The sequence below is a fragment of the Streptomyces griseobrunneus genome (assembly GCF_046713465.1).
Taxonomy (GTDB): Bacteria; Actinomycetota; Actinomycetes; order Streptomycetales; family Streptomycetaceae; genus Streptomyces; species Streptomyces microflavus.
Genome location: NZ_CP177080.1, coordinates 4,697,869 through 4,719,950, shown reverse-complemented (window position 1 = coordinate 4,719,950; position 22,082 = coordinate 4,697,869). Strand labels below are relative to the sequence as shown.

16 protein-coding genes are annotated in these 22,082 nt (G+C 70.4%); 8 read left to right on the top strand and 8 right to left on the bottom strand.

What is annotated here, in order from left to right; genetic code table 11:
* Positions 1-203: 203 nt before the first annotated feature.
* On the top strand, positions 204-1,268 hold the full coding sequence (locus tag ACK8N7_RS21490) for an HNH endonuclease (protein WP_390397621.1): 1,065 nt from the start codon (positions 204-206) through the stop codon (positions 1,266-1,268).
* Positions 1,269-2,112: 844 nt separating this feature from the next.
* Here ACK8N7_RS21490 and ACK8N7_RS21485 read toward each other — a convergent pair.
* On the bottom strand, positions 2,113-2,787 hold the full coding sequence (locus ACK8N7_RS21485) for an 8-oxoguanine DNA glycosylase OGG fold protein (RefSeq protein WP_500443744.1): 675 nt from the start codon (positions 2,785-2,787) through the stop codon (positions 2,113-2,115).
* 253 nt (positions 2,788-3,040) lie between these two features.
* On the opposite strand from ACK8N7_RS21485, the gene ACK8N7_RS21480 reads away from it, so the two are divergent.
* On the top strand, positions 3,041-5,134 hold the full coding sequence (locus ACK8N7_RS21480; protein ID WP_500443743.1) for a restriction endonuclease: 2,094 nt from the start codon (positions 3,041-3,043) through the stop codon (positions 5,132-5,134).
* A 6-nt stretch (positions 5,135-5,140) separates the two neighbouring features.
* Here the strand turns inward: ACK8N7_RS21480 and ACK8N7_RS21475 are convergent, their stop codons facing one another.
* Together ACK8N7_RS21475 and ACK8N7_RS21470 are read right to left on the bottom strand one after the other, a co-directional pair.
* Complete coding sequence (locus ACK8N7_RS21475) at positions 5,141-6,793, bottom strand: alpha/beta hydrolase (protein WP_403212688.1); 1,653 nt, start codon at positions 6,791-6,793, stop codon at positions 5,141-5,143.
* 54 nt (positions 6,794-6,847) lie between these two features.
* Positions 6,848-7,777 carry an aminoglycoside phosphotransferase family protein gene (locus ACK8N7_RS21470; protein WP_500443741.1) on the bottom strand — a complete coding sequence of 310 codons (930 nt, stop codon included), beginning with the start codon at positions 7,775-7,777 and terminating at the stop codon, positions 6,848-6,850.
* Positions 7,778-7,899: 122 nt separating this feature from the next.
* Here ACK8N7_RS21470 and ACK8N7_RS21465 point away from each other — a divergent pair, with 122 nt between their 5' ends.
* Positions 7,900-8,556, top strand: a complete 657-nt coding sequence (locus ACK8N7_RS21465) for a hypothetical protein (protein ID WP_500443739.1) — start codon at positions 7,900-7,902, stop codon at positions 8,554-8,556.
* A 97-nt stretch (positions 8,557-8,653) separates the two neighbouring features.
* Here the strand turns inward: ACK8N7_RS21465 and ACK8N7_RS21460 are convergent, their stop codons facing one another.
* From ACK8N7_RS21460 to ACK8N7_RS21450, 3 genes are all read right to left on the bottom strand, one after another.
* Positions 8,654-9,595, bottom strand: coding sequence for an adhesin (locus ACK8N7_RS21460; RefSeq protein WP_500443737.1), 942 nt, complete (start codon positions 9,593-9,595; stop codon positions 8,654-8,656).
* 141 nt (positions 9,596-9,736) lie between these two features.
* Entirely contained in the window at positions 9,737-11,605 is a 1,869-nt protein-coding gene (locus ACK8N7_RS21455; RefSeq protein ID WP_403212696.1) for a DUF8823 domain-containing protein, read from the bottom strand.
* Positions 11,606-11,775: 170 nt separating this feature from the next.
* Entirely contained in the window at positions 11,776-14,436 is a 2,661-nt protein-coding gene (locus tag ACK8N7_RS21450; RefSeq protein WP_500443734.1) for a D-alanyl-D-alanine carboxypeptidase family protein, read from the bottom strand.
* Positions 14,437-14,580: 144 nt separating this feature from the next.
* Here ACK8N7_RS21450 and ACK8N7_RS21445 point away from each other — a divergent pair, with 144 nt between their 5' ends.
* From ACK8N7_RS21445 to ACK8N7_RS21435, 3 genes are all read left to right on the top strand, one after another.
* Positions 14,581-15,300 (top strand): GOLPH3/VPS74 family protein, encoded by a 720-nt coding sequence (locus ACK8N7_RS21445; RefSeq protein ID WP_015609174.1) that lies wholly within the window; start codon positions 14,581-14,583, stop codon positions 15,298-15,300.
* A gap of 306 nt (positions 15,301-15,606) precedes the next feature.
* Positions 15,607-16,464 carry a helix-turn-helix domain-containing protein gene (locus tag ACK8N7_RS21440; protein WP_319345335.1) on the top strand — a complete coding sequence of 286 codons (858 nt, stop codon included), beginning with the start codon at positions 15,607-15,609 and terminating at the stop codon, positions 16,462-16,464.
* A gap of 270 nt (positions 16,465-16,734) precedes the next feature.
* Positions 16,735-16,941: a DUF397 domain-containing protein gene (locus ACK8N7_RS21435; protein ID WP_015609176.1), complete on the top strand. Its 207-nt coding sequence runs from the start codon at positions 16,735-16,737 to the stop codon at positions 16,939-16,941.
* A gap of 117 nt (positions 16,942-17,058) precedes the next feature.
* Here ACK8N7_RS21435 and ACK8N7_RS21430 read toward each other — a convergent pair whose 3' ends face one another.
* A complete protein-coding gene (locus ACK8N7_RS21430; protein ID WP_500443732.1) occupies positions 17,059-17,907 on the bottom strand; it encodes a hypothetical protein in 849 nt (282 codons plus the stop codon).
* A 98-nt stretch (positions 17,908-18,005) separates the two neighbouring features.
* Between ACK8N7_RS21430 and ACK8N7_RS21425 the strand changes: the two genes are divergently transcribed.
* The gene (locus ACK8N7_RS21425; protein ID WP_500443730.1) at positions 18,006-18,788 is read left to right on the top strand and encodes an SDR family oxidoreductase; all 783 of its coding nucleotides are present in this window, start codon (positions 18,006-18,008) and stop codon (positions 18,786-18,788) included.
* 349 nt (positions 18,789-19,137) lie between these two features.
* Positions 19,138-20,727, top strand: coding sequence for a sodium:solute symporter family protein (locus ACK8N7_RS21420; protein ID WP_500443728.1), 1,590 nt, complete (start codon positions 19,138-19,140; stop codon positions 20,725-20,727).
* Between the two features lie 63 nt (positions 20,728-20,790).
* Here the strand turns inward: ACK8N7_RS21420 and ACK8N7_RS21415 are convergent, their stop codons facing one another.
* On the bottom strand, positions 20,791-21,906 hold the full coding sequence (locus ACK8N7_RS21415) for an ADP-ribosylglycohydrolase family protein (RefSeq protein ID WP_500443726.1): 1,116 nt from the start codon (positions 21,904-21,906) through the stop codon (positions 20,791-20,793).
* Between the last annotated feature and the right edge of the window lie 176 nt (positions 21,907-22,082).

The window sequence follows — 22,082 nt, the reverse complement described above, 5'->3', positions numbered from 1 at the left end:
AGGGGCGCAGGTCAGCGACCCGGCCCCTCACTTCTTCGGCTACTGATCGAGCAGGGGTTCATGGTCGGCTCGGCGGCTGCAAAGGCCCTTGATCGTGGCGCGGTGCGCCATGCTGTCGCTTCCAGACGAAGATGCCGTACGCCACGACGATGCACCTGTCGGACGCCGAGGGTGTTGTCAGTGCCCGGCCCTACGATCCTCCTATGCGAAGAGGAGCGATCACGCGAGAGTCCGTGCTCAAGGTCCTGGCGGAGCATGACCAATTGGGGCGTGAAGCCTTCCTGGCGAAGTACGGCTTCGGGGAGGCGCGGTCGTACGTCCTGGTTCATGAGGGCCAGGAGTACGACTCCAAGGCCGTTGCCGGGGTGGCCCACAAGTGGGATCAGGGGCGGGCCCTCACGCGGGACGAGTTCAGCGGCGGCAAGGATCATGCCGCGGCGTGGCTCAAGCGGGTTGGCTTCCAGGTCAAGGCCATCAAGAACCCGGACTGGGCTCGCGACGAGATCATCCTTGCCTGCCACCTAGTGATGGAGAACGGTTGGAAGGGGCTGGACGCGGAGGACGGCCGGGTGGTGGAGCTGTCTGCCCTCCTCCAGTTGCTTCCCATCCACGCGGAGGCGGACCGCAACGAGAAGTTCCGCAACTCTAACGGCGTCGCGCGCAAGACGTTCGACATAGCCACTCGCCACCCGGACTACCGGGGGAAGCCCACCAACGGCGGCGCGCTGGATGTCGCTGTGTTGCACGAGTTCCTTGCCCGGCCCCAGGAGATGACCGAGGCCGCGCGGCTGATCCGTCAGGGCATCGCGACCGGCGAATTGCAGTCCTTCGCACCGACTGAGGACGAGGAGTTCGACGACGACTTCAGCGCGCCGGAGGGGCGGCTGCTCATGCGGCGGCACCGGGCGCGTGAACGGAACAAGAGCCTGCGCAAGAAGAAGATCGCTTCTGTCCTCCAGCGTGGCGGGCAGCTCGCTTGTGAGGCGTGCGGCTTTGACTTCGAGAAGGTCTACGGGGACCGCGGTGCCGGGTACATCGAGTGCCACCACGTGCTTCCGCTTCACATCGCAGGAGAAGGCCGCACCAAGCTCAGCGATCTCGCCCTCATCTGCGCCAACTGTCACCGCATGATCCACCGGCGTGCGCCATGGCCGACCCCTGAGGATCTGCGAGCCTCGATAGAGCAGAAGCATGCAAACGACAGGCGCGCCGCGGCGACGTTGACGCGACCCCGCAGGGCGGCCGACGAGCAGATGCCGAACCCCTGAGCTGACATCCACTGCCGACATCAACGTCGGTGCACACCGGCAGCTCCGGAGAACCTTGGACGGCAGCCGCGGCCGGTCCCGCCAGAGTGCTCAACCGCCTCCGACCGCTCTCCTAAAGCGGGTGTCGCAGGTTCGAATCCTGCCGGGGGCACAGAAAAGCAGCAGTTCAGGAGCCCTTCTGCCCGTAAGGGCGGGAGGGCTTCCGGCGTACGGCACACATCGTGCGGCACACTTCAGCACACCCTCTCGTGTGGATGAACCGGCCCGGCGTCGGCAGGGGAAGCCGGTCGAGCGACGTGCGTCGCTGATGCGGGTCGCCATGAAGCCGGAGTACGAGGGCTACGGGCCGCTGATCCTTGACGCGGGCACTCCGAAAATCGGGCGCAAGATGCCGCTCCCAAGGATCCCGGCCTTCTGCGTGTCCACAGCGACTGCTGGATCGAGGAAGCGCCCACCATCTGGATCCAAGGACAGCTCACACCGCCCGGCGGAACCACGCCGTGATGGAGGAGGCGCGATCTTCTTGGACCAGCCCTTCGGCAGTCCTCCCGTGTTCTGGCGGAAGGCACCAGCACCTGTCAGGATCCGGCTGTGACCGAGACTTCGACCTCTTCGATAATCAGCAGAGCACTCGACTGGGCAGGGCTCATACCGTCCTCGATGCTCTTTTCGCTCGGCATCAGGGACTACCGCGAAGGCGCTTCCATAGCCTGGCCGATAGGCGGAGCCGTCCTGGTATTCGTCAGTCTCTGGGTGGTCTATCGCGGCTTGCCTCACCGGAGAGAGGGGACCCTCGTACCGCCACAGGAGTAGGACGCTCCGTGCCGGTCCGCAAGGCACTCCCTCAGGGCTCGTCGCCGTGCACCCTGCCATTCAGGTCGAACAGCAGCCACTCCAGCCACTCGGCCGTGACCCCGAGCTCCCTCGCCCAGCCATGCATGGTGCTCACGTACACGGCGTATCTGGTCGGCCAATGGCCGACTCCCGCTGCCTCTCTGCTCGTCCAGCCCAGCGCGTTCAGTGAGCGGAAGACCCGGACGTCGAGGATCAGGGCCCGGTCTGCATCGGGGGCCCGGTCGTCCACGGCCGCGAACCACTTGGTGAAGAAGGAACGCCCGACGCCGTTGAGGGTGAACCGGGCATAGGCCGACTTCAGGTCCCCGCTCCGGACCGACGCGCGGGTGGTCCGCAGGACGTCCTTCAGGCGGGCGTCCGAGAGGGCAGCGGACGTGTGGCGTGGGCCGCGGCCGTTGGTCGTGCCCGAGCCCCAGATCATGACGGCCACGAACAGGTCGCGGAGCCCGTCGGGGTCGTCCTCGACGGGCGACCGCAGCGCCGTCACGTCATCCCGGCTGATCTCGCGGTCTCCCTGCCGGCCGGTCGTGCATGCCGTGCCGGTTTCGAGAACGTGCCCTGCTGCGAACGGCTCCAGCCAGGGGCGCCAGGTGTCCGGGCGAAAGCGCACCGGGCCCTGGCTGCGCCGGGCATGGGCGTCGACGAGCCTTCGCAGCTCTTCCAACAGGTTCCCTTCCAGGCAACGACAAGCGGGCTTCGCAGCCTATGAGTTGGCGGTGCTCCGGCGGCCCGCTTTCGCGAGAACGCGGTGACGCGGAACCGTGCGGGGCCCTGCCCCTCCCACACCGTACGGGCGTATGCGGCAAGAGCATGGGCGTGCGCCAGGTTGCCGACTAGAGTCACTCCATCACTGCTGGTTATGGGGCCAGGGCGAGGTGCATACACGCCGAGCCGCTGGTGGGGAGGGCCTGTAGAGCATGAGCCGTCGCTCCAATGGGTTGGTCGGTGTCTGGGCTGAAGCGCAGCGCCAACAGCAACGTCAACAAGAGGCGCACGCCGGGTACCAGCGGGATCTGGACAGGCAGCAACGCGCCCATCAGCGAGAGATCGCCTCCAGCTATCGCGAGCAGCGCAGGGCGTACCGGGAGCAGGGCGAGGCGGAGGCGCGTCGGCGTACGGAGGAACTCGGCACGCAGGTCGAGTCGTTGCAGCGGCTGCTCGCGGAAGGGTGCCGGGCCCCGGCGTTCAGGGTGGGCGCCTTGGCACGGGCCGAGCAGGTCGCGGCGTTCGCCCCGGGGCAGCTCGCGCAGCCCGTCCGCATGCCGGAGCAGCATCAGTATCAGCCGCAGGGAGGCTGGACCGCCTCCCGGCGAGCCCAGGCGCAGGCGGAAGCGCAGGCCTCGTTCGAGCGTGACCGGCAGGCCGCCCAAGCTGCGGAGGCGCAGCGCCTGCAGCAGTTGGCCGCCTATCGGCAGCAGTACGAGCATTGGGCCGAGGGGCAGTTGGGCGAAGTCCGCCGGCACAACGCTGCCATCACGGCGATGACGACAGGGCTGCGCAACGGGGATCCCGAGGCCGCCGTGGAGTACTTCTCCGCCGCCCTCTACGCCTCGACCGGGTGGCCGGAGGGCCTGCCCCGTCAGGTGTCGGCGGCCTACGACGCCGGGGCACGGCAGTTGGTGCTGAACTGGGAGCTGCCCCGGTACGACGTCGTGCCGGAGGCGAAGTCGGCGCGCTACATGATCAACGCCGATCAGGTGAAGGACTCGCCCCGCCCGGCCACGCAGCGGCGCACCCTGTACCGGGACGTCCTCGCGCAGTGTCTCCTGCTGGTGTTGCGTGATCTCTTCGCCGCCGATGAGTTCGGGGCGCTGGAATCGGTCGCGTTGAACGGGTTCGTGGACGATCACGACCCGACGACCGGCCGACGGGCACCCATGTTCCTCGGTACGGTCATGGCCTCGCGCTCGACCTTCGCCGCCCTGCACCTGGAGCAGGTGAACGCCGTCACCTGCCTGGTGGACGGGCTCCGGGGACAGCTCTCGACGCGCCCGGACCAGTACGCGGCCGTACGCCCCGGACGGGTTCCCGAGGACGTCGGGAACGGGGTCGTCACCCACGGAGGCGGCGAAGAGCCGGATCTGTACGAGATGGACCCCATCGCCTTCGAAGGGCTGGTCGCCGACCTGTTCCGGGCCATGGGCATGCAGGCCGTGACCACCCAGCGCTCGAACGACGGCGGGGTGGACGTCGACGCGCTGGACCCGACCCCGATCCGTGGCGGCAAGATCGTCGTTCAGGTCAAGCGATACCGCAGCACCGTGCCGCCCACAGCCGTCCGCGACCTGTACGGCACGGTCCAGGACGCCGGGGCCAACAAGGGAGTGCTCGTCACGACGTCCCACTTCGGCCCCGGCGCCCACACCTTCGCCAACGGCAAGCCCCTGGAGCTGGTCGCGGGCTCCGAGCTGGTCGACCTCCTGCACCGGCACGGGCTGCGCGGGCGGCTGGGCAGCGGGGGCGAAGAGGCGGGGGCGGTGCCCGCCCAGCGGACGGCGCCGGACGGCGTGAGCGGGACGGATGACGACGACCACAACGTGCTGGGCATGTACTGGTCGGGCAACGTCGCCCTGGACGTCTGCGCGCTCGTCTGCCACGGCAACCGGGTCCTGGACGACGACCACTTCGTCTTCTACAACAACCCCCGGACGCCCGACGGCACGGTCCGCGCGCTCGTTCCCCTGGCGCCGGACAAGGCCGCCATCCAGGTCTCCTTCGACGCTCTGCCCGCCCGCGCCGACCGCCTGGTCGTCATCGCCGCCATCGATCCCGTCGCCAACCCCGCGGCCGATCTCTCCGGATTCGCCGACGCCGGTATCCGGCTGCTCGACGCCGAGGGAACACCGCTCGACCAGCTGGACGTCTCCGACGGCCGCGACAACGAGACCGCCCTCGTACTGGGGTCCTTCCGCCGCCGCGCCAACGGCGACTGGAAGTTCGTCACCGGCGGCCGCGGCTACGCGGGCGGACTGGAGGAGCTGGTCCAGGATTACGGCATCGAGGTGGATTAGGCGCCCCTACTTCACGCAGACCTCGTCCTTCCCGGGCAGCCTGCCCGTCGCCAGGTACCGGTTGACCTTGGTGTCCACGCACGCGTTCCCGTACTCCCCGTACACCGCATGGCGGTTGGCGCCCTTGAGGGTGAGGAGCCTGGAGCTGGGCAGCTGGTCGTGCAGGGCGACGCTGCTCCGGTAGGTGGTGCGCGGGTCGCCCGTGGCGGCGACGATCAGGGACGGGGCGTCGTGGCGGACTCGGGTGGGGTTCTCGCGCGGGGCGTTCCAGAACGCGCACGGGCCGATGTTCTCGGTGAGGGGGCCGAACAGGGGGTGGGCGGCGCGGGTGCGTTCGATGTCGCGCCAGTAGAGCTCGGGGTCGCGCGGGGCCGGCACGTCTCCGCAGATGATCGCCATCTGGGCGCTGCCGGAGGGCGAGTCCGAGCCGCTCAGCGCGAAGCGGAGCATCTCCCTGAACTCCGGTGACGGGGTCGCGGGTCGGCCCTTCGCGGCCTCGGCCAGTACGGAGACCTGCTCGGCCAGGGACGCCCGTGCCCCGTCGGTGTCGTCGGCTATGCCCATGAAGAGGAACATCGGTATGTGGGTGTCGTCGACCCGGAAGGCGTCCGCTGCGGTGCCGATGGTCAGAGGGGCGCGCGCCGCCCTCGCCATCACGCGGTCGATGGTGGCGAGCACGGCCGAGCGGGTGCGGCCGAGGCCGTAGGCCGCGTGGTGGCCGGCCGCCCAGGAAGCCCAGGCGGCCAGCGCCCGGTCGTTCTCCCGTACCGTGCCCTTCAGCAGCCGGGGGCCGTAGTCGCCCGGGGCCACCGCACCGTCCAGGACCATGCGGTCGTACCGTCCGGGGAACATCTGCGTGTAGACCGTGCCCAGGTAAGTGCCGTACGAGTAGCCCAGGTAGGAGATCTTCCGCTCGCCCAGCGCGCCCCTGATCACGTCCATGTCCCGGGCGGTGTTGCGCGTGGTGACGTGCGGGAGGACCGAGGCATTGGTGGCGCGGCACTTCTGGGCCAGGCCCTTGCTCAGGGCCACCTGACGGTCGAAGCCCGCCCGGCCCGCACCGGCCGAGAACCAGGTGAAGCTGACGGGCCAGCCGCAGTCCAGCGGGGTGCTGCGGCCGACGAAGCGCGGGTCGAAGCCGATGATGTCGTAGCGGGAGCCGACCTCCTTCATCGCCTCGCGGGTGTACGGCGGGGACTCCAGCGCCGTACCGCCGGGGCCGCCGTTGTTGCGGAGGATCGCGCCGATGCGATGGCGGGTGTCGGTGGCCTTGAGGCGGGATATCGCGACCGTGATCGTGCGGCCCCGGGGAGCGGCGTAGTCCAGCGGGACCGTTACGTCAGCGCACTGCACGCCCGCCTTGTCCAGGTCGCCGCCCATCGTGTCCTCGGGGGACTCCCGACAACTGCCCCAGGCGAGGCGTTGGTCGTAGTAGCGGTCCAGTTGCCCGCCGGTTTGCGCTGCGGTGGGGTGCGTTCCAGTGGTGTCCGTTGCGGTGGTGTTCGTTGCGGTGGGGTGCGTTCCGGGCGTCTTTGTCGCCACGCCCGTGGGCGGTGCCGCCAGGGCTGGTGACGCCGTGAGGCCCAAGGCGAGTGCGAGGAGTGCGGCTGCGGTGCTGCGGGCCGCCGGGCTGTGGGTGATCTTCTCTGCGTATCTCACCCATCAGACGCTAGAAGTCCGGGCGTTCGCACTCACTACGGCTGGCACCCCAGTTCACGAGGGGGTCAGCTCTCCCGCTTTCATGGGACTACCACCATCCCGGCCCGTCCGCCGAGCAAGGATCCCTTCGATCACCCACCACGCGTTCCGTGCCATCACCGGGTTCGACTCCCGGTAGGCGGCGAGCTCCATCACCGCGATCGACAGGGCCCAGCCGCGCCCCCTCTCCCAGGTCTCCTCATCGGCCTCGACCGCCGTTCGGAACGTCTCCCTGGCCCCGGCCGGCAGGAGGTACCAGGCGGCGATCAGGTCGACGGCGGGGTCGGCCAGGCCCATGCAGGCGAAGTCGATCACCCCCGTGAGGCGGCCGTCCGCGACCAGGACGTTGCCCGGCTGGAGGTCCCCGTGCACCCACACGGGCGCGCCCGTGAAGGCCGGGGCGGTCAGCGCCTTGTCCCAGGCGGTGGTGGCCGCCTCCGCGTCGAGGACGCCGTCCAGCTCGGCGATCACCTTGCGTGTCACGGCGTCCCGGTCGGCCAGGGGTTCACTGCGGTACGCGGGCGGGGCCTCCGTGGTGTCGATCCGGCGCAGCGCGAGGACGAACTCCGCCAGGTCCGCGGCGAAGAGCTCCGGGGCCCAAGTGCCCGTTCCAGGAGTGGGGTTCGTGCCCTCCAGCCACGTGCACACCGACCATGGCCGGGGGAAGTCCTCGGCTGGTGCCCCCTGGGCCAGCGGCGCCGGGACGGGCACCGGCAGCTGCGGGGCCAGCCGGGGCAGCCAGCGGTGCTCCGTCTCCACGTCCGCCGCGCTGCCCTCCGTACGCGGCAGCCGTACCGCCTTGTCGTCGCCCAGGCGGTAGACCGCGTTCGCCGTCCCGCTCGCGTCGACCGCCCGCACCGGGAGGTCTGCCCAGTGCGGGAACTGGGCGGCGATCAGCGTGCGTACGACAGTTGCGGAGTCGAAGGTCGCGGAGTCGGGGGTCATTCGGTGAGTGAACCAGGTGGGTCCGCGGCGGCACAACGTCGGTCGTACGTCACCGGGGTACGGGGCCCCTCCTCCGCGAAATCCGGTCGTGGACGCGCCCGTGGCCTGCGAGTGTGTCCTGCATGAACGCAGCCCCGTCCGCCGACCCGGCACCCGTGCCCGTGCCGGGCAACGCACCGGACACCGGCCCGGTCCGGCACTTCGACTCAGGGCGCTGGCTGGCCCAGTTCGCCGGCCTCGTGCTGGTGGTCTGTCATCGGTGCGGGGGACGCGCGCACGTCGTCCCACACCCCGGACTCCCCGAAGTCCGTTATTTCAGCGAGCTGTTGTTCCAGCCGCGCCGGCTGGCCTGCGGAGGGTGCGGCGCCGTCGCCGGGTGGCAGCCGGGGATGCGCGGGGCCGGGCTCGTCGGGGCCAGGCTGGGCGGTACGGAGGATCCGTTCTTCCATCGGCCCCTGTGGTTGCAGACCCGGTGTACCGGCCGCATTCTGTGGGCCTACAACGAGGAGCACGTCGACCATCTGTCGGACTATGTCCGCGCCACCCTGCGCGAACGCGGAGGCGCCGGCACCACGATGGCGATGTTCGCCCGGCTGCCCCGCTGGATGAAGCTGTCCAGCAACCGGTCGGAGGTCCTGACCGGCCTGGAGACGCTGCGCGGCCTGGCCGGGCGGTCCGCACCCACCGACCGGTCCGACGCGGCGCATGAGCGCGGTGACCGTTCGAGGGCTTCCGGAGCGCTGCACTTCCGGGGCGGACCGTACGAAGACGCCCCCTGACCTACGTCCCGTACGGACAGGCCTAATTCCCGTCCGCGGACAGTCCTGCCCCCCTACGCGGACAGCCCCTACGCCCGGCATGGACGACCGGTACCCCTCAGCGGCACTCCACCATCATCTGCGCCGCCGCATGGTGCGCCCCGACCCGGTCCGCCGCGCCCCAGTCCCGGCCCCGGTCGATGAGGAGCACCGCGAACGTGTCGCCCTTGACCGGGTAGTTGCCCACCTCCACCGGGCTCCCCCGGTGCCGTGTCTGGCGTATCGCGAACCCGGTGTACGCGGAGTCCGCGTCGGCCGGGTTCGAGAGCACCCGGTACATGGTCGGGTCACCCGCCACATCGCGGGGGCGCCCTTCCGGCACGAACACCGTCAGCGCGCACTCGCGGAAGCCCTCGCCGAGGTGCCAGGACCAGGTGGCGGTGGAGCCGCGGTCCTCGGTGGGGCTGCCCGACATGGGGACGGCGCTGAACCGGCCGTCGCAGCCGCCGCCGGTGAAGCCGCCGGAGGTGACCGCGTACCAGCCCGCCTCGCCCCTCTCGAAGCGGCCGTTCTCCCGGTACTCCCCCGCCATGCAGCCCGGGCCGGTCCATGCGGTGAAGCGGCGGCCCTCCTCCGGGGGATTCGGGGGAGCCGCAGGGTCCGGGGGATCCGGCACCTCCGGACTCGACGGCTCCTCGGCCGGTGGCGCGCCGGGGGCCTCCTCGCCCGGGGCGATACGCGTGGGGGCCCCGCCCCCGATCCGGTCCGGCAGGGCGCCCGCCCGGCCCGCCGCGTCCGTACGGCTCGGGCCGCCGCCCACGCTCCCGCCGCCCGACAGAAGCAGCGCGGCCACCGTCGCCAGGCCTCCGGCCGCGACCACAACTCCCGTCGCGAGCAGGGCTTTACGTCGTCGGGGCAGGGTGGAGACGCGGCCCGTCAGGGTCTCGTGCGCGACCCAGGAGCCGTCGCCGGCCGCCGTCCGGGAACGGGCCGCTCCGCAGCCGGGGCAGACCATCCCGGGCAGCGCGCCGCGTTGACCGCCGCAGTGTTGGCACCTCATGCCAGGACACCTTGCCAGGGCGGCGGCCTCAGAGGGAGGGCCCACAAACGATGGCCCGTACAGCGATCGGTTTAAGACCTGGTGCGGCGGCCCGTACAGCCGTCAGTTTCGCAACGTCCTTGCACAAAAGGACGGTTCGGCTCAGCTGAGCTCCTCCGGGCACGGTGTCCCCGGCTGCAGCTGATACGGGGCCGCCAGCCGGTACACCCCCGGCTTCGGCGCGAGGAGTTCGACCCACTCGTCGCCGTACGGGCCCTCCTCGATCTTGTTCAGGCAGCCATGGATGTTGTCGTAGGTCTTCGGAGCGGTCTCGTCCTCCTGCGTCCGCAGCTTGGACTCCTCGGTCTCCTGCGGCCGCTCCAGGCTCCTGCCCTGCTCGTCGACGAGGCCGAGCCAGCGCGAGTACGGGACCCGGATCAGCACCCGGCCGGCCGACTCGACCCGGATCGTCATCTCGTTCGCGCCCGCCTTCTCCACCGTCGCGGGCGGATCGGCGAGCGGGGTCGGCTCCAGGACCCGGTAGAGCTTCCAGTTCTCGTCGCCCCATATCTCACGGAGGTAGGAGAGCCCCTTCCCGACGAGTTCCGTCTCCCGCTCGGCGCCGCCGTCCGGCCTGCCGGTGGGCAGCACCACGTAGTGGACCGCCCAGCGGTCCAGCCACTGGCGGTAGTTGACCGCGTTCAGGGTGTCGTCGTAGAAGAGCGGGTTGCGCTTCATGTCGGCCTGCCGGTTCCAGCCGCGGGCCAGGTTGTACGTGGCCAGCGCCGAGGCCTCCCGGTGGCTGCTCGCGGGGATCACCTCGACCCTGCCCCTCTCGGCCCCCACCTGCTGGAGCTGGTTGACCAGGGGGGCCAGCGAACGGGCCCAGGAGGCGGTGGGGGTGGTGCGGACGATGTCGTCGACGCCCTTGAAGCCGATCCAGAAGTTGAGCCCGGCGAACGCGAGGACCAGCGCGTACCAGCGGCGGCTGCGCGGCACCGTGTACGGCAGGGCGGCGAGCAGCACGATCCCGGCGAACAGCATCGCCATGCGGGTCACGTTCGACCCGATCTGCGAGTCGATGAAGTAGGTGAGCACGGTGCCGAGGCCGTAGACGGCGGCCGCGGTGCGGACCGTGCTCCAGTCGCGCGGTACGAGGACGAAGACGAGCACCGAGAAGAGGAACGGCAGCGACACCGTCCCCAGCGACATCGGCTGCGTACCGGAGAACGGGAAGAGCAGCGAGGACAGCGCCACCACGGCGACCGGGGCGAGCCCGATCGCGTACGCGCCGGGGCGCCGCTTGTGGAGGAAGAGCGCGGCGGCGACGACCCCGAGGAAGAGCCCGGCGACCGGGCTGGACGCGGTGGCCAGTGCGGCGAGCGGGGCGGCGACGGCCGCCTTGGCCCACCGCTTGTACCGCCAGCGGTGGGGCCAGCAGAAGACTGCGGCGACGGCTCCGACGGCGAACATCATGCCGAGTCCGAACGTCACCCGCCCCGAAAGCGCGTTGCACAGGTAGGCGAAGACCCCGGCGAGCGAGCAGGCCAGCGGATTGCGCACGGCCCGGACCCGGACCAGGATCAGTGCGGTCAGCCCCGCCGAGACCGTACCGACGATCATCATCGTCGAGCGGACGCCGAGCAACGACATCAGATACGGGGAGACCACGCTGTACGAGACGGGGTGCATGCCCCCGTACCAGGCGAGGTTGTACGCGGTGCCCGGGTGCCGGCCCACGAACTCGGCCCAGGCGTCCTGCGCCGCGATGTCGCCGCCGCTGTTGGCGAAGAAGAGGAACCACAGGACGTGGGTGACGGCCGCGGCGGCCGTGGCGATGGTGACGGGGTGGCGCAGCAGCCGCCGGGTCAGGGGGGTGGCCGGCTCGGGGGCGGCGGGGCGCGCGGGAGGTCCCGGTGTTTCGGATTCCGGCGTACGGGGGGACGGCAGCAGGACGCGCGGGGCGGCGCTGTCGCTCTTCCCGGTGGTGCTGTCCGCCTCGCGGCCGGGTCTCGGCTCCGCGGTGGTCACTACGGCTCTCCCCGTCCTCCGGCGGCCCCGTACGCCTTTCAGGACGCGTCCCGGCGTCCTTCAGTTGTCCGGGGACGCTAACACGTACCTCCGACACATACCCCTGACATGGAGCGGGGTGAGCGATGCCGCTCACCCCGTCCCGCGCCTGTCCTCGTACCGCTGCCTGCTCAACCGATCCTGGTCAGCTTGTCGCCGAAGGCCGGCTCGGTCAGGTCGTCCTGGAGCACCACCGGTGCCGTGACCTTTCCGGTGCCCGTGCCCACGGTGACCATGCCGACCTCGCTGCCGGCCTTCGCGGCGTGCGTGATGCCCTTGCCGCTGTCGGTGACCTTGAGCTCGACCTCCAGGCCGGCCCAGCCGACCGCCTTGAGGTTCTTCGTCGCTATCACCGGGGTCTGTGCGCCGAATCCGTTGTCCACGTACCCGACCACGTCACCCTTCTTCACCACCGTGGTGGAGGTGGGGGCCTCCTGCGCGTCCTTGATCAGCTTCAGGCTGTTGGTCAGCGACAGCGTCAGGCTGTCGTAGACCCTGCCGGTACCGGCCTGCTGGCCCATGACCGCTCCGTAGATCCACAGCGTCTTGCCGTCGACCACGGTGTTCGCGGACCAGAGCAGGTTGCCGCCCGCCGGGGTGGAGGACCCGGTCTTGATACCGCTCACGCCCGGCTCCAGGAGCAGCGTGTTGTTGTTGTAGATCTTGCCGTCTATGCCCTTGATCTCGATCTCGGGCATGTCCACGATCTTCCGGAACACATCGTTCCGCATGACCGCCTGCGCCAGCTTCAGCTGGTCGGTCGCGGTGGAGACGGTGGTCTTCTTCAGGCCGCTCGGGTCCGTGTACGTCGAGTCGGTCATCCCGAGGTCCTTGGCCGCGTCGTTCATCTTGTCGATGAACTTGTCCTCGCTCCCCGCGTCCCAGCGGGCGAGCAGCCGCGCCGCGTTGTTCCCCGAGGGGATCATCAGCAGCTGGAGCATCTGGCGCTGGGTGAGCTGCTGGCCCTTGGTCAGGGGTGCCGTCGACTCGTCCGCGTTCTTGGACTCGTCCTCCGCCTTCTGGTCGGCGGTGATCGTCTCGCCCTCCTCGTCGCCCTTGAGGGGGTGCTCCTCGAGGATCACGTAGGCCGTCATGACCTTCGCGACGCTCGCGATGGGCGCCGGCTTCTGCGCCCCCTCGGAACCGAGCGACCCGACGCCGTCCACCATCACGGCGGACTGCCCCTGGCCCGGCCAGGACAGCTTCGTCTCGCCGCCCTCGAAGGTGTACGTCGGCTTCGCCGTGAGCTCCAGGGCGGGCTCCGGCAGCGGGCGCATGACCTGCACGATCGCAAAGACGATCAGCAGGAGGAGGACCAGCGGGGTCCAGATCTTGACCCGCCGGACCGCCGTGCGGACCGGGGTCTCGGCCGGCGGCGGAGTGTTCGTCAGCTCGGCGAGCAGGTCGAGCGGAGGCCTGGGCGGCAGCGGCTGCTGCCGGGTCCGCTCGGCGGCCGCCCAGGAGGGGGCGGACGGGGCCGCGGAGGCGGTCTCCGGGGCGGCGGCCGGTGTGCCCGTGGGGGTCCCGGTCTCCGGGGTCTCCGGCGCGCGGGGCGCGGGGGCCGGCCGTGCCTCGTCGGAGCGCAGGGGCACGAAGGTGCTCGTACGCTCGACGGCACTCTCGGGCTTGCCCTGCTCGGGCGCCTCCTGCTCGGACTTGCCCTGCTCAGGTGTCTCCTGGTCGGGTGTCTTCCGCTCGGGCTCGGACTGTTCCGGCTTCCGGGATTCCGGCGTGCGCGGTTCCGGCTTCTGCGGTTCCGAATTCTTCGGTTCCGGCTCGGCCTGCTTCGTCGGCGAGGCGCTCCCGGACGCGCCTCGGGCCTTGTCGCCCGCGGCCTTGAGCTCCTGGAGTTCCTGCGGCGTGAGCTTCAGCGCGGTCGTCGGCTGGTCGACCCGCCCTGCGGGTACGACCGCCTTGAAGACGGCCGTGGGCTGATCGATTCCTCGCAGGTCGGAGCCGGTGCCGGCGTCGGGACCTGAGGTGCCGCCGTCCGGGTCGGGGTCGGATTCGGAGTCGGATTCGGAGTCGGCCGCGGTTCCCGCACGGTCGGCTGCAGTTGCGCGCTCCGTCCCGGCATCGGGCTCTTCAGCGGGCTCGGGCTCCTCAGCGGACTCTTCAACAGGTTTGGGGGCGGCCTTGGACTCGGCGTCAGGCTCGACATCCGCGTCCTCGTCCGCGTCCACGCCAGCGTCTGCGCCTGCACCTGCGTCAGCGGCCGGCTTGTCCTCCGGCTGCCCCTCGCCCTTGTCGTCGCCCTCGGCCTCCGCATCGACCCACGCCGCCACCACGGCCCGCAGCCGTACGTCACCGGGCTCCGGCTCACTCTCCGCCGCGTCCTCCGCCGCGTCGGCAACGGCGGCCGTGTCCTCCACGTCACCCTCAGAAGGCTCTGCGGCCGCATCAGGGCCCTCGGAGCCCCCGGAGTCCCCTACGGGCTTCTGGGGCGTTACAGCGCCCTCAGCGGCCTCCGCAGGCTCCTCCTCGGCAGACTCGACAGGCTCGGCAGGCGCCTCCGGCGCACGCACGGCCTCGTCCTCCGGAAGCCGCGGCCGGAAGACGGCAGTGGCCGTGTCCGTCGTCGCCTCGTCCACAGCCTCGTCCGCAACGGCACCCGCAGCCGCAGTCGTGTCCGCGTCGGCCTCCGCACCGGGTTCGCGGAACACCGCAAAGCGCGGGTCGCGTTCCTCCGCAGCCGTCCCCGACGACTTCCGCTGCTCCGTTTTGTCGGGGGACTCGCCCGCCACCGATGCCTCCTCATGCGCTGCGGGGCAACCCCGCGCTGTCCGAACCATCTACCAGTGTCCTGTGTGAACCCCTGGCCGAGCTGCTAGACGAGAACGACATACCTACTGGTTCCCATACAAAGCAGTCAGGCGCTCTCGACAGATGAATGTGAGAGGGGTCACCCTGTCAGACATCCACGCGGGGAGGCATGGATGGGCAGGAGCCGCAGAACAATCCCGGAGGAGCTTCTGTTGCTCGCTCTGGACCCGACCACGGGTACCACAGCGCAGCCGCAGTCGCTCGACCTCGGCCTGGCCGGGGCACAGCTAGTGGAGCTGGCTCTGGCAGGACGGATAGCCCCTGACGGGGATCGTATCGCCGTGGTGATGCCACGGCCGACAGGAGATCCGACACTGGACTCCGCACTGGAGCTGCTGCGCCGTCGTGGCAGCCCGGTCCGGGCGGTCCACTGGATCGGCGGACCCCGGCTGGGGCTGCGCCAGATCTATCTCGCTCATCTGGAGCGGTGCGGCATGGTTCATGCCGTGGCGGGCCAGATGTGCGGAGTGCTGCCGACGACTCGCTACCAAGCGACGGAGACGGCCATCAGCCGGGACATCAGGGCCCGGCTGGACAGTGCGATCCGCACCGGCGTACCGCCGGACCCGCGGACCGCGGCGCTCGCCGCACTGGCCCACGCGGTCGGACTCGGCAAGCACCTGTACCCCGGGAACGAGGGGCGTTCATCGCGCTCCCGGCTCCGGGACCTGATCAGGCACGACCCCATGGGCGGCCTCGTGGCGCATGCCGTGATGGACGTCCAGAACGGTGTGGCGGTCCAGCCGCGCCGTACGCAGCAGGCAGCGGGCGTTCCGTTGCAGCCGCAAGCACAGGCACGCCGCGACAGCATGGCGCACACCGCCGCGAGCTGATCCGGCAGGCCCGAGCAGGACCCGCGCAGAGCACCGCGCGGACAATCGCACACCGCCGTACCGTCGTCATCGGACCCGGTTCGGGAGCCGCACCACGCGCGGGGCAGCCGGTTTCGACCGGCTGCCCCGCGCGCTTGCGCGCCGTATCGCACGCCCTATCGCGCGCCGGTACGTGCTCCGGTGCGCGGTCGGGGGCTTATACCGCACGCACCTGCGTGTGGCCGTTTCCCAGCGCGGCCGGGGCAAGGGGTGGCAATCTGCTGAGCAGTAGATACGCACAGCTACATAGCCGGAGGTGCACTTTCCGTGCCGTCCAACGTCAATCCCACAGTCAGGCGACGCAGGTTGGGCCAGGAACTGCGCCGCCTGCGCGAACTCAAAGGCATGACGGCCGAGGAGGTGGCGGAGCGCCTGCTGGTCTCGCAGTCGAAGATCAGCCGCCTGGAGAACGGCCGCCGCTCCATCAGCCAGCGCGACGTGCGTGACCTCTGCGGGGTGTACGAGGTCGAGGACGTCCGCATCGTCGACTCGCTCATGCAGATGGCCAAGGACTCGCGCCAGCAGGGCTGGTGGCACGCCTTCGGCGACATCCCGTACAGCGTCTACATCGGTCTGGAGACGGACGCGGAGTCCCTGCGGGTGTACGAGCCCCAGATGGTTCCGGGTCTCCTCCAGACCCGGGCGTACGCCGAGGCGCTGATCAGCGGTGCGCTGCCCGAGGCCCCGCCGTCGGACATCGAGAAGCGCGTCAACGTACGGTCCCGGCGCCAGGACCGGATCAACGCGCCGGAGAACCCGCTGCGGCTGTGGGCAGTGATCGACGAGTCGGCGCTGCGCCGGCGGGTCGGTGACAACCAGGTGATGATCGACCAGCTGGAACACCTCGTCGAGCAGTCCCATCTGCCGCATGTGACCGTGCAGGTGCTGCCGTTCGAGATGGGGGCGCACCCCGGGATCAACGGGCAGTACGCGATCCTGGAGTTCCCGGACGCCGCGGACTCCAGCGTCGTCTACATCGAGGGCGTCACGAGCGATCTCTACCTGGAGAAGGCGCACGACGTGCAGCGCTACAGCGTGATGTACGAGCACCTGAGGGCGCAGGCTCTGAACGTGGAGCAGACGCGGGAGTTCATCAGCAAGATCGCCAAGTCGTACACCAGCTGAATGTCGTGCACCGGCTGAATCAGGACACCGCACCGTCCGGCGGGTGGACACCGACGGATGCCGGCGGGTACTGACGGGCACCGAAGAGCACCCAGCGAGTCGGCGGCGGAACGATACACCGCCGCCGACTCACAGCGTAAGGGTTCCCAGCGAAATGACACCCGGTCGAGTGAACGGCCATCTCATGGACGGGGCTTGGCGAGTAGCGTCGATCACGCCAACCGGAATCTGGTTGGTGCGACTCACCCAACTCTCTGAACCGGAGTGAACATGGCTATTCTTCAGGGTGCTACGGAAATGTGGACGAAGTCGTCGTACTCCGGGGGCAACGGCGCGTGCGTCGAGGTCAAGTCCCCGGTCGCTCTCTCCATCGCCGTGCGTGACTCGAAGGCCCCCGAGGGTCCCTCGCTCACCTTCGTCCCCGGTGCGTGGAACGCGTTCGTGCGCGATGTCGCCACGGGCCCGGTCGACGCCTGACCGAAATCCGCCTGTCCGCACCACAGGCCGCACCACCGCACCACCTGATGGAGCCCTCTCGACCGGTTCGCCGTCCTGGCCGAGGGGGCTCGGCATGGCCACCGCACCCGGCGGCCGTCACCTCAGCCGGTCGACGTACCGATCGGTCCCCGGCACGGTCGGGACGAACGGGGCGACCAGCTCGACCCGCCCCAGCCCCGTCTCCGCGACCGCCGCGTCGAGTCCGGCGAAGTGCTCGGTCCAGCAGGTACGGGGGTCCTCCTGGAGGAACCACAGCAGCGTCAGCCGGGTATCCACCCCCTCGACCTGCTTCACGTACGTCATCCGGTCGCCGGGCAGGGGCGTCGGCCGGAAGACGGTCACCATGGCGGCGGGCGATCCGCTCAGCCGCTTCGGCAGGTGCCGGGAGCGCAGCCACTCCAGCAGCTCCGCCCGCCGCTCGGTCCCGTCCGCGTCGACGACCTGGAGGACGAGGCCGACGTACGGGTGGTCGAGCGCGTGGAAGTCCCGCGGCCCGGCGGCCCCGTCGCGGTAGACGGTCGCTTCGTGGTCCTGGAAGGCCGTGAAGACATGGGTCCGGTCCTGGTAGACCCGGCCGTCCCGGTTGAGCCGCTTGTTGATGGCGACGGTCCACTTCATGTGCTCGTCGTAGCGCCCCTCGGTCACCCAGTACGTCGACAGGTAGCACCCCGCACCGACGGGCCGGGCGACCGCCGACTTCTCCGGGTAGCGCAGCTCCTGGAGGTCCTTGGTGGCCACCCAGCGCCGCCCGGCGAACATCCACGGCATGGCCGTAGCGCCGGCGTAGTAGTGGTCGTCCTCGTACCAGCGGTTGTACGCGTACTCATGGCCCGGATGCGGCTCGACCATGGTGATCAGGGCATGCCCGGGGCGCACCCCGTACGGCCCCGATGCCGCCAGCTCGGCATAGCTCGCACTCCGCGTCCCGTGATCGTCGTCCACCATGTCTCCTCTCCCCTTTCCCTTCCATTCCCTTCCATCGGGCCTCGCAGCCACCTACTCTGACGCTCCGTCAGATAAACTTCCAGGGCCGGGAGGCACCGATGTTGCTCGCGGGGAAGACCGTCATCGTGTCGGGCGTCGGCGCGGGGCTGGGGCACCGGGTCGCGGAGACCGTCGTACGGGACGGAGGGCGCGCGGTGCTCGGTGCGCGCACAGCCGCGAACCTGGCGAAGAGTGCGGCGGAGATCGACCCCGAGGGCAGCCGCACCGCCCATCTGCCGACCGACATCACCGACGAGGCGCAGTGCGAGGCGCTGGCCGCCCTGGCGGTCGAGCGGTTCGGCGGGGTCGACGCGGTGGTGCATGTGGCCGCCCGGGACAGCTACTTCGGCGGGCTGGAGGACGCGGACTTCACCACCTGGCAGTCGGTCATCGATGTGAACCTCCTGGGGACGCTGCGGATGACCCGGGCCTGCCTGCCCGCCCTCAAGGAGCGCGGCGGCTCGGTGGTGGTGATCGGCACGCAGTCCGCGGTGGCCGCGCCCTCCCAGGTGTGGCAGGCGGCGTACGCGGCGTCGAAGGGGGCGCTGACCTCCGCGATGTACTCCCTGGCGCGCGAGTTGGGGCCGCACCGGATCCGGGTCAACACCGTGCTGCCGGGCTGGATGTGGGGGCCGCCGGTGCAGGCGTACGTCCAGTTCACCGCCGGCTCCGAGGGCGTACCGGAGTCCGAGGTGCTGGCCCGGCTCACCGAGCGGATGGCACTGCCGGAGCTGGCCACGGACGGGGATGTGGCGGAGGCCGTCGCATTCCTGGCCTCCGACCGGGCGCGAGCGATCACCGGCCAGTCGCTGCTGGTCAACGCCGGTGAGCTGATGCGCTGATGCGCTGACGTACCAACGTACTGACGCACCCCCTCCTCTCGACTCTCGGCCGCACGGGACCCGCATCCCGTGCGGCCTTCGCGCGCGTGGCCCGACGAAGTGCCCGCCCATCGTGTGGCCGCCGCCATGTGCGCGACAACGCCTCACAAGGTCAAGAACAAGCAAAATCGTTCGCCTTGGTGATCGGTGTTCATATATATGACCTCACGGCCTTCTTGACCGCGAGGCCGAACAGAGGGTTCAATCCCCGAAGTCCCCGCTCCCGAACGACTCCCGCACGGGGACGCCGCTGAACGGCCGTACCGACGAAGTGCGCACCCGTTCACAAGGCGGACCCCTGGAGGGGGACATGAACAGTCTCGACTGGGCTGTACTCATCGGCTACTTCGGCGTGATGGTCGCGATCGGACTCTGGTCGCACAAACGCGTGGACAACGTCAGCGACTTCTTCACGGCCGGCGGCAAGATGCCGTGGTGGCTGTCCGGGATCTCGCACCACATGTCCGGCTACAGCGCGGTGATGTTCACCGGCTACGCCGGGATCGCGTACCAGTACGGGGTCACGTCCTTCGTGACCTGGTCGCTGCCGATCGCCATCGGCATCTTCATCGGGGCGAAGCTCTTCGCCCCGCGGCTGAACCGGCTGCGCTCGCGGCTCCATGTCGCCTCGCCGCTGGAGTACCTCAAGAACCGCTACAACATCCAGACCCAGCAGGCGCTCGCCTGGTCGGGGCTGCTGCTGAAGATCGTGGACGTCGGCGCCAAGTGGGCGGCGATCGCCACCCTGTTGTCGGTCTTCACCGGCCTGTCGATCTCCCAGGGCATCCTCATCACCGGCGTGATCACGGGGATCTACTGCACGGTCGGCGGGCTGTGGGCGGACGCGCTCACCGAACTGGGCCAGTTCATCATCCAGTTGTTCGCCGGGCTGGCGATGCTGCTCGCCGTGATGAGCAAGCTGGACGGCTTCTCCACCCTGTGGACGGTCTGGGACAAGCTTCCGGACGGGCACGCGGATCCGACCGCCGGGCCCTACACGGTGACGTTCCTGCTGGCGTTCCTGTTCATCAAGACCTTCGAGTACAACGGCGGCATGTGGAACCAGGCCCAGCGGTACATGGCGACCGACTCCGCCGCCTCCGCGACCCGTTCGGCGAGGCTGTCGGCGATCCTGTGGTTCGTCTGGCCGCTGGTGCTGTTCTTCCCGATGTGGTGCGCCCCGCTGCTGGTCGAGGCGCAGAAGCCGGACGCCTCCGACAGCTACGCCCTGATGACCGAACAGCTTCTGCCGCACGGCCTGTTGGGGCTGGTCGTCGTCGGGTTCTTCTCCCACACGATGGCCATGTGCTCCTCGGACGCCAACGCCATCGCCGCCGTCTTCACCCGGGACATCGCCCCGACGCTCTCGAAGGCGGCGCGCGGCTGGGGCGACCGCGCCGGGCTGATCGCGGCGCGCTGGACCACGGTGACGTTCCTCGCGCTGTCGATGGCGATCGCGACGCAGGTCAACTCCCCCACGTTCAAGGACATCATCACCGTCGTGATCAAGTGGGTCGCCGGCCTGATGGGGCCGATCGCGATCCCGTTCATGCTGGGCCTGCTGCGCCCGTTCCGTAAGTCGGGACCGACGGCGGCGCTGGTCAGCTGGGGGATGGGCCTGCTGGCGTTCTGGCTGGTCAACTACCCGATCGACTGGGCCGTCGAGGGCGGGGTCCCGCTCCAGTACCAGGTCTCGGTGCCGCTCGCCGTCTCGCTCGTGCTGTACGTCCTGATCGGCTTCGTGAAGCCGGAGGACACCCCGGAGCGCGACGCGGTGCTGGCACAGATCAACGCGGAAGACGGGGACGGGGGCGGGGACGGCGGCGGTGGTACGGCGGCGGCCGCCACGATCCCCGCACAGGACGGAGGCGGGAGCCCGGCCGCTCAGCCACGCCCGTAGGCAGCCGCCCGGCCACCCGCCCGGGGCAGCCGCTCAGCCACCCCCGTATGCAGGCCCGGCCGCTCAGCCGCGCGGGTAGCGGGCCAGCCAGCCGGGGGCGGCGGCGGTCGGGCTGTGCAGGGCCGGGCCCTGGGTCATCTCCATCGCGAAGTCGTCGGCCAGTTCGAGGAGGGTGGGGCGCCCCTCCAGCTCCGCGAGCCAGGCCGGCGGCAGCGCGGTCTCGCCGTGCAGGGCACCGAGCAGCGCCCCGCAGAGGGATCCGGTGGCACGGGACGGCCCGCCGTGGTTCACCGCGAGCCGCAGCCCGTGCCGTACGTCCTCGCTGACCAGGGCGCAGTACACGGCGACGGCGAGCACCTCCTCGGCGGCGTCGCTCGCGCCCAGCGCCTCGATGAGAGCCGGGCCCGGGATGCCCTGCCGCACGGACCCGAGGGCCTGCTGGAGGGCCTCGGTCACCGGTTCGTGGCCGGGCCGCCCGGCCAGGAGGGTCAGGGCGTGCTGAACGGAACCGTCCAGGGTCTCCCCGCGCGCCAGCCCGTGCACGAGTACGGCGAAGGCTCCGGCGGCCAGCTGGGCGGCGGGATGACCGTGGGACTGGGCCGCGCACTCGACGGCCAGCTGGAGCACGAGCTGCGGCTCCCACCCCACGAGCAGCCCGAACGGCGCGGACCGGGTGACCGCGCCCGCGTCCCGGGCGGTGGGGTTCTTGGGCCGCTCCAGCGTGCCCATGACGTTGTCGCCGAAGCCGCCGAGGCACTCCCGGGTGGGCCCGCGGCGGGCGTAGAGCCACTCCTCGGCGGCCAGCCATCCGTTGTCCTTGCGCCGCTCGTCGGGCCCCCAGTCGTGCTGGGTGGCGGCCCAGCGCAGGTGGGCCCGGTGCACATCGGTGGGCGGGTGCCAGGCACCGGTGTCGCGGCGGACCTGGGCGCGGATCAGCCCGTCCACGGTGAACAGGGTGAGCTGGGTGAGGGCGGTGACAGCCCCGCGTCTGCCGTGCGCGGGAACGTAGTCGGTGACCCCTTCGGCCCCATGCGCCTCACGGATCCCCTCCAGCGCGAGCCCCGTGACCCCGGCCCCGAGCGCGTCCCCGATGGCCCCGCCGAGCAGGGCCCCGCGGACCCGGCTGCGGAAGTCCTGCTGCTCGGCCCGTCCCCAGACCGCCCTGGTCCCTGTGCTCACCCCGCCCCCTTCCCGACACCGCGTGCGCCTGTGCGGGCCTTTGCGGGCGACCGCGCAAGCACTGTAATCGAACGGGAACGGGCGGTAGAGGGGGCGACCGGAGTACGTACGGGTATGTCGACGGACGTCCCTGAGGTCGTTTTTGGGCCGGTCGGAAGGGGCGTCGGCCCTACAGC

Bases quoted from the DNA above. Each gene is read 5' to 3' on its own strand.
- ACK8N7_RS21460 (WP_500443737.1), bottom strand. From the start codon at position 9,595: ATGAGGTGCCAACACTGCGGCGGTCAACGCGGCGCGCTGCCCGGGATG.
- ACK8N7_RS21420 (WP_500443728.1), top strand. From the start codon at position 19,138: ATGAACAGTCTCGACTGGGCTGTACTCATCGGCTACTTCGGCGTGATG.
- ACK8N7_RS21435 (WP_015609176.1), top strand. From the start codon at position 16,735: ATGGCTATTCTTCAGGGTGCTACGGAAATGTGGACGAAGTCGTCGTAC.
- ACK8N7_RS21445 (WP_015609174.1), top strand. From the start codon at position 14,581: ATGGGCAGGAGCCGCAGAACAATCCCGGAGGAGCTTCTGTTGCTCGCT.
- ACK8N7_RS21425 (WP_500443730.1), top strand. From the start codon at position 18,006: ATGTTGCTCGCGGGGAAGACCGTCATCGTGTCGGGCGTCGGCGCGGGG.
- ACK8N7_RS21430 (WP_500443732.1), bottom strand. From the start codon at position 17,907: ATGGTGGACGACGATCACGGGACGCGGAGTGCGAGCTATGCCGAGCTG.
- ACK8N7_RS21450 (WP_500443734.1), bottom strand. From the start codon at position 14,436: ATGGTTCGGACAGCGCGGGGTTGCCCCGCAGCGCATGAGGAGGCATCG.
- ACK8N7_RS21470 (WP_500443741.1), bottom strand. From the start codon at position 7,777: ATGACCCCCGACTCCGCGACCTTCGACTCCGCAACTGTCGTACGCACG.
- ACK8N7_RS21490 (WP_390397621.1), top strand. From the start codon at position 204: ATGCGAAGAGGAGCGATCACGCGAGAGTCCGTGCTCAAGGTCCTGGCG.
- ACK8N7_RS21465 (WP_500443739.1), top strand. From the start codon at position 7,900: ATGAACGCAGCCCCGTCCGCCGACCCGGCACCCGTGCCCGTGCCGGGC.
- ACK8N7_RS21480 (WP_500443743.1), top strand. From the start codon at position 3,041: ATGAGCCGTCGCTCCAATGGGTTGGTCGGTGTCTGGGCTGAAGCGCAG.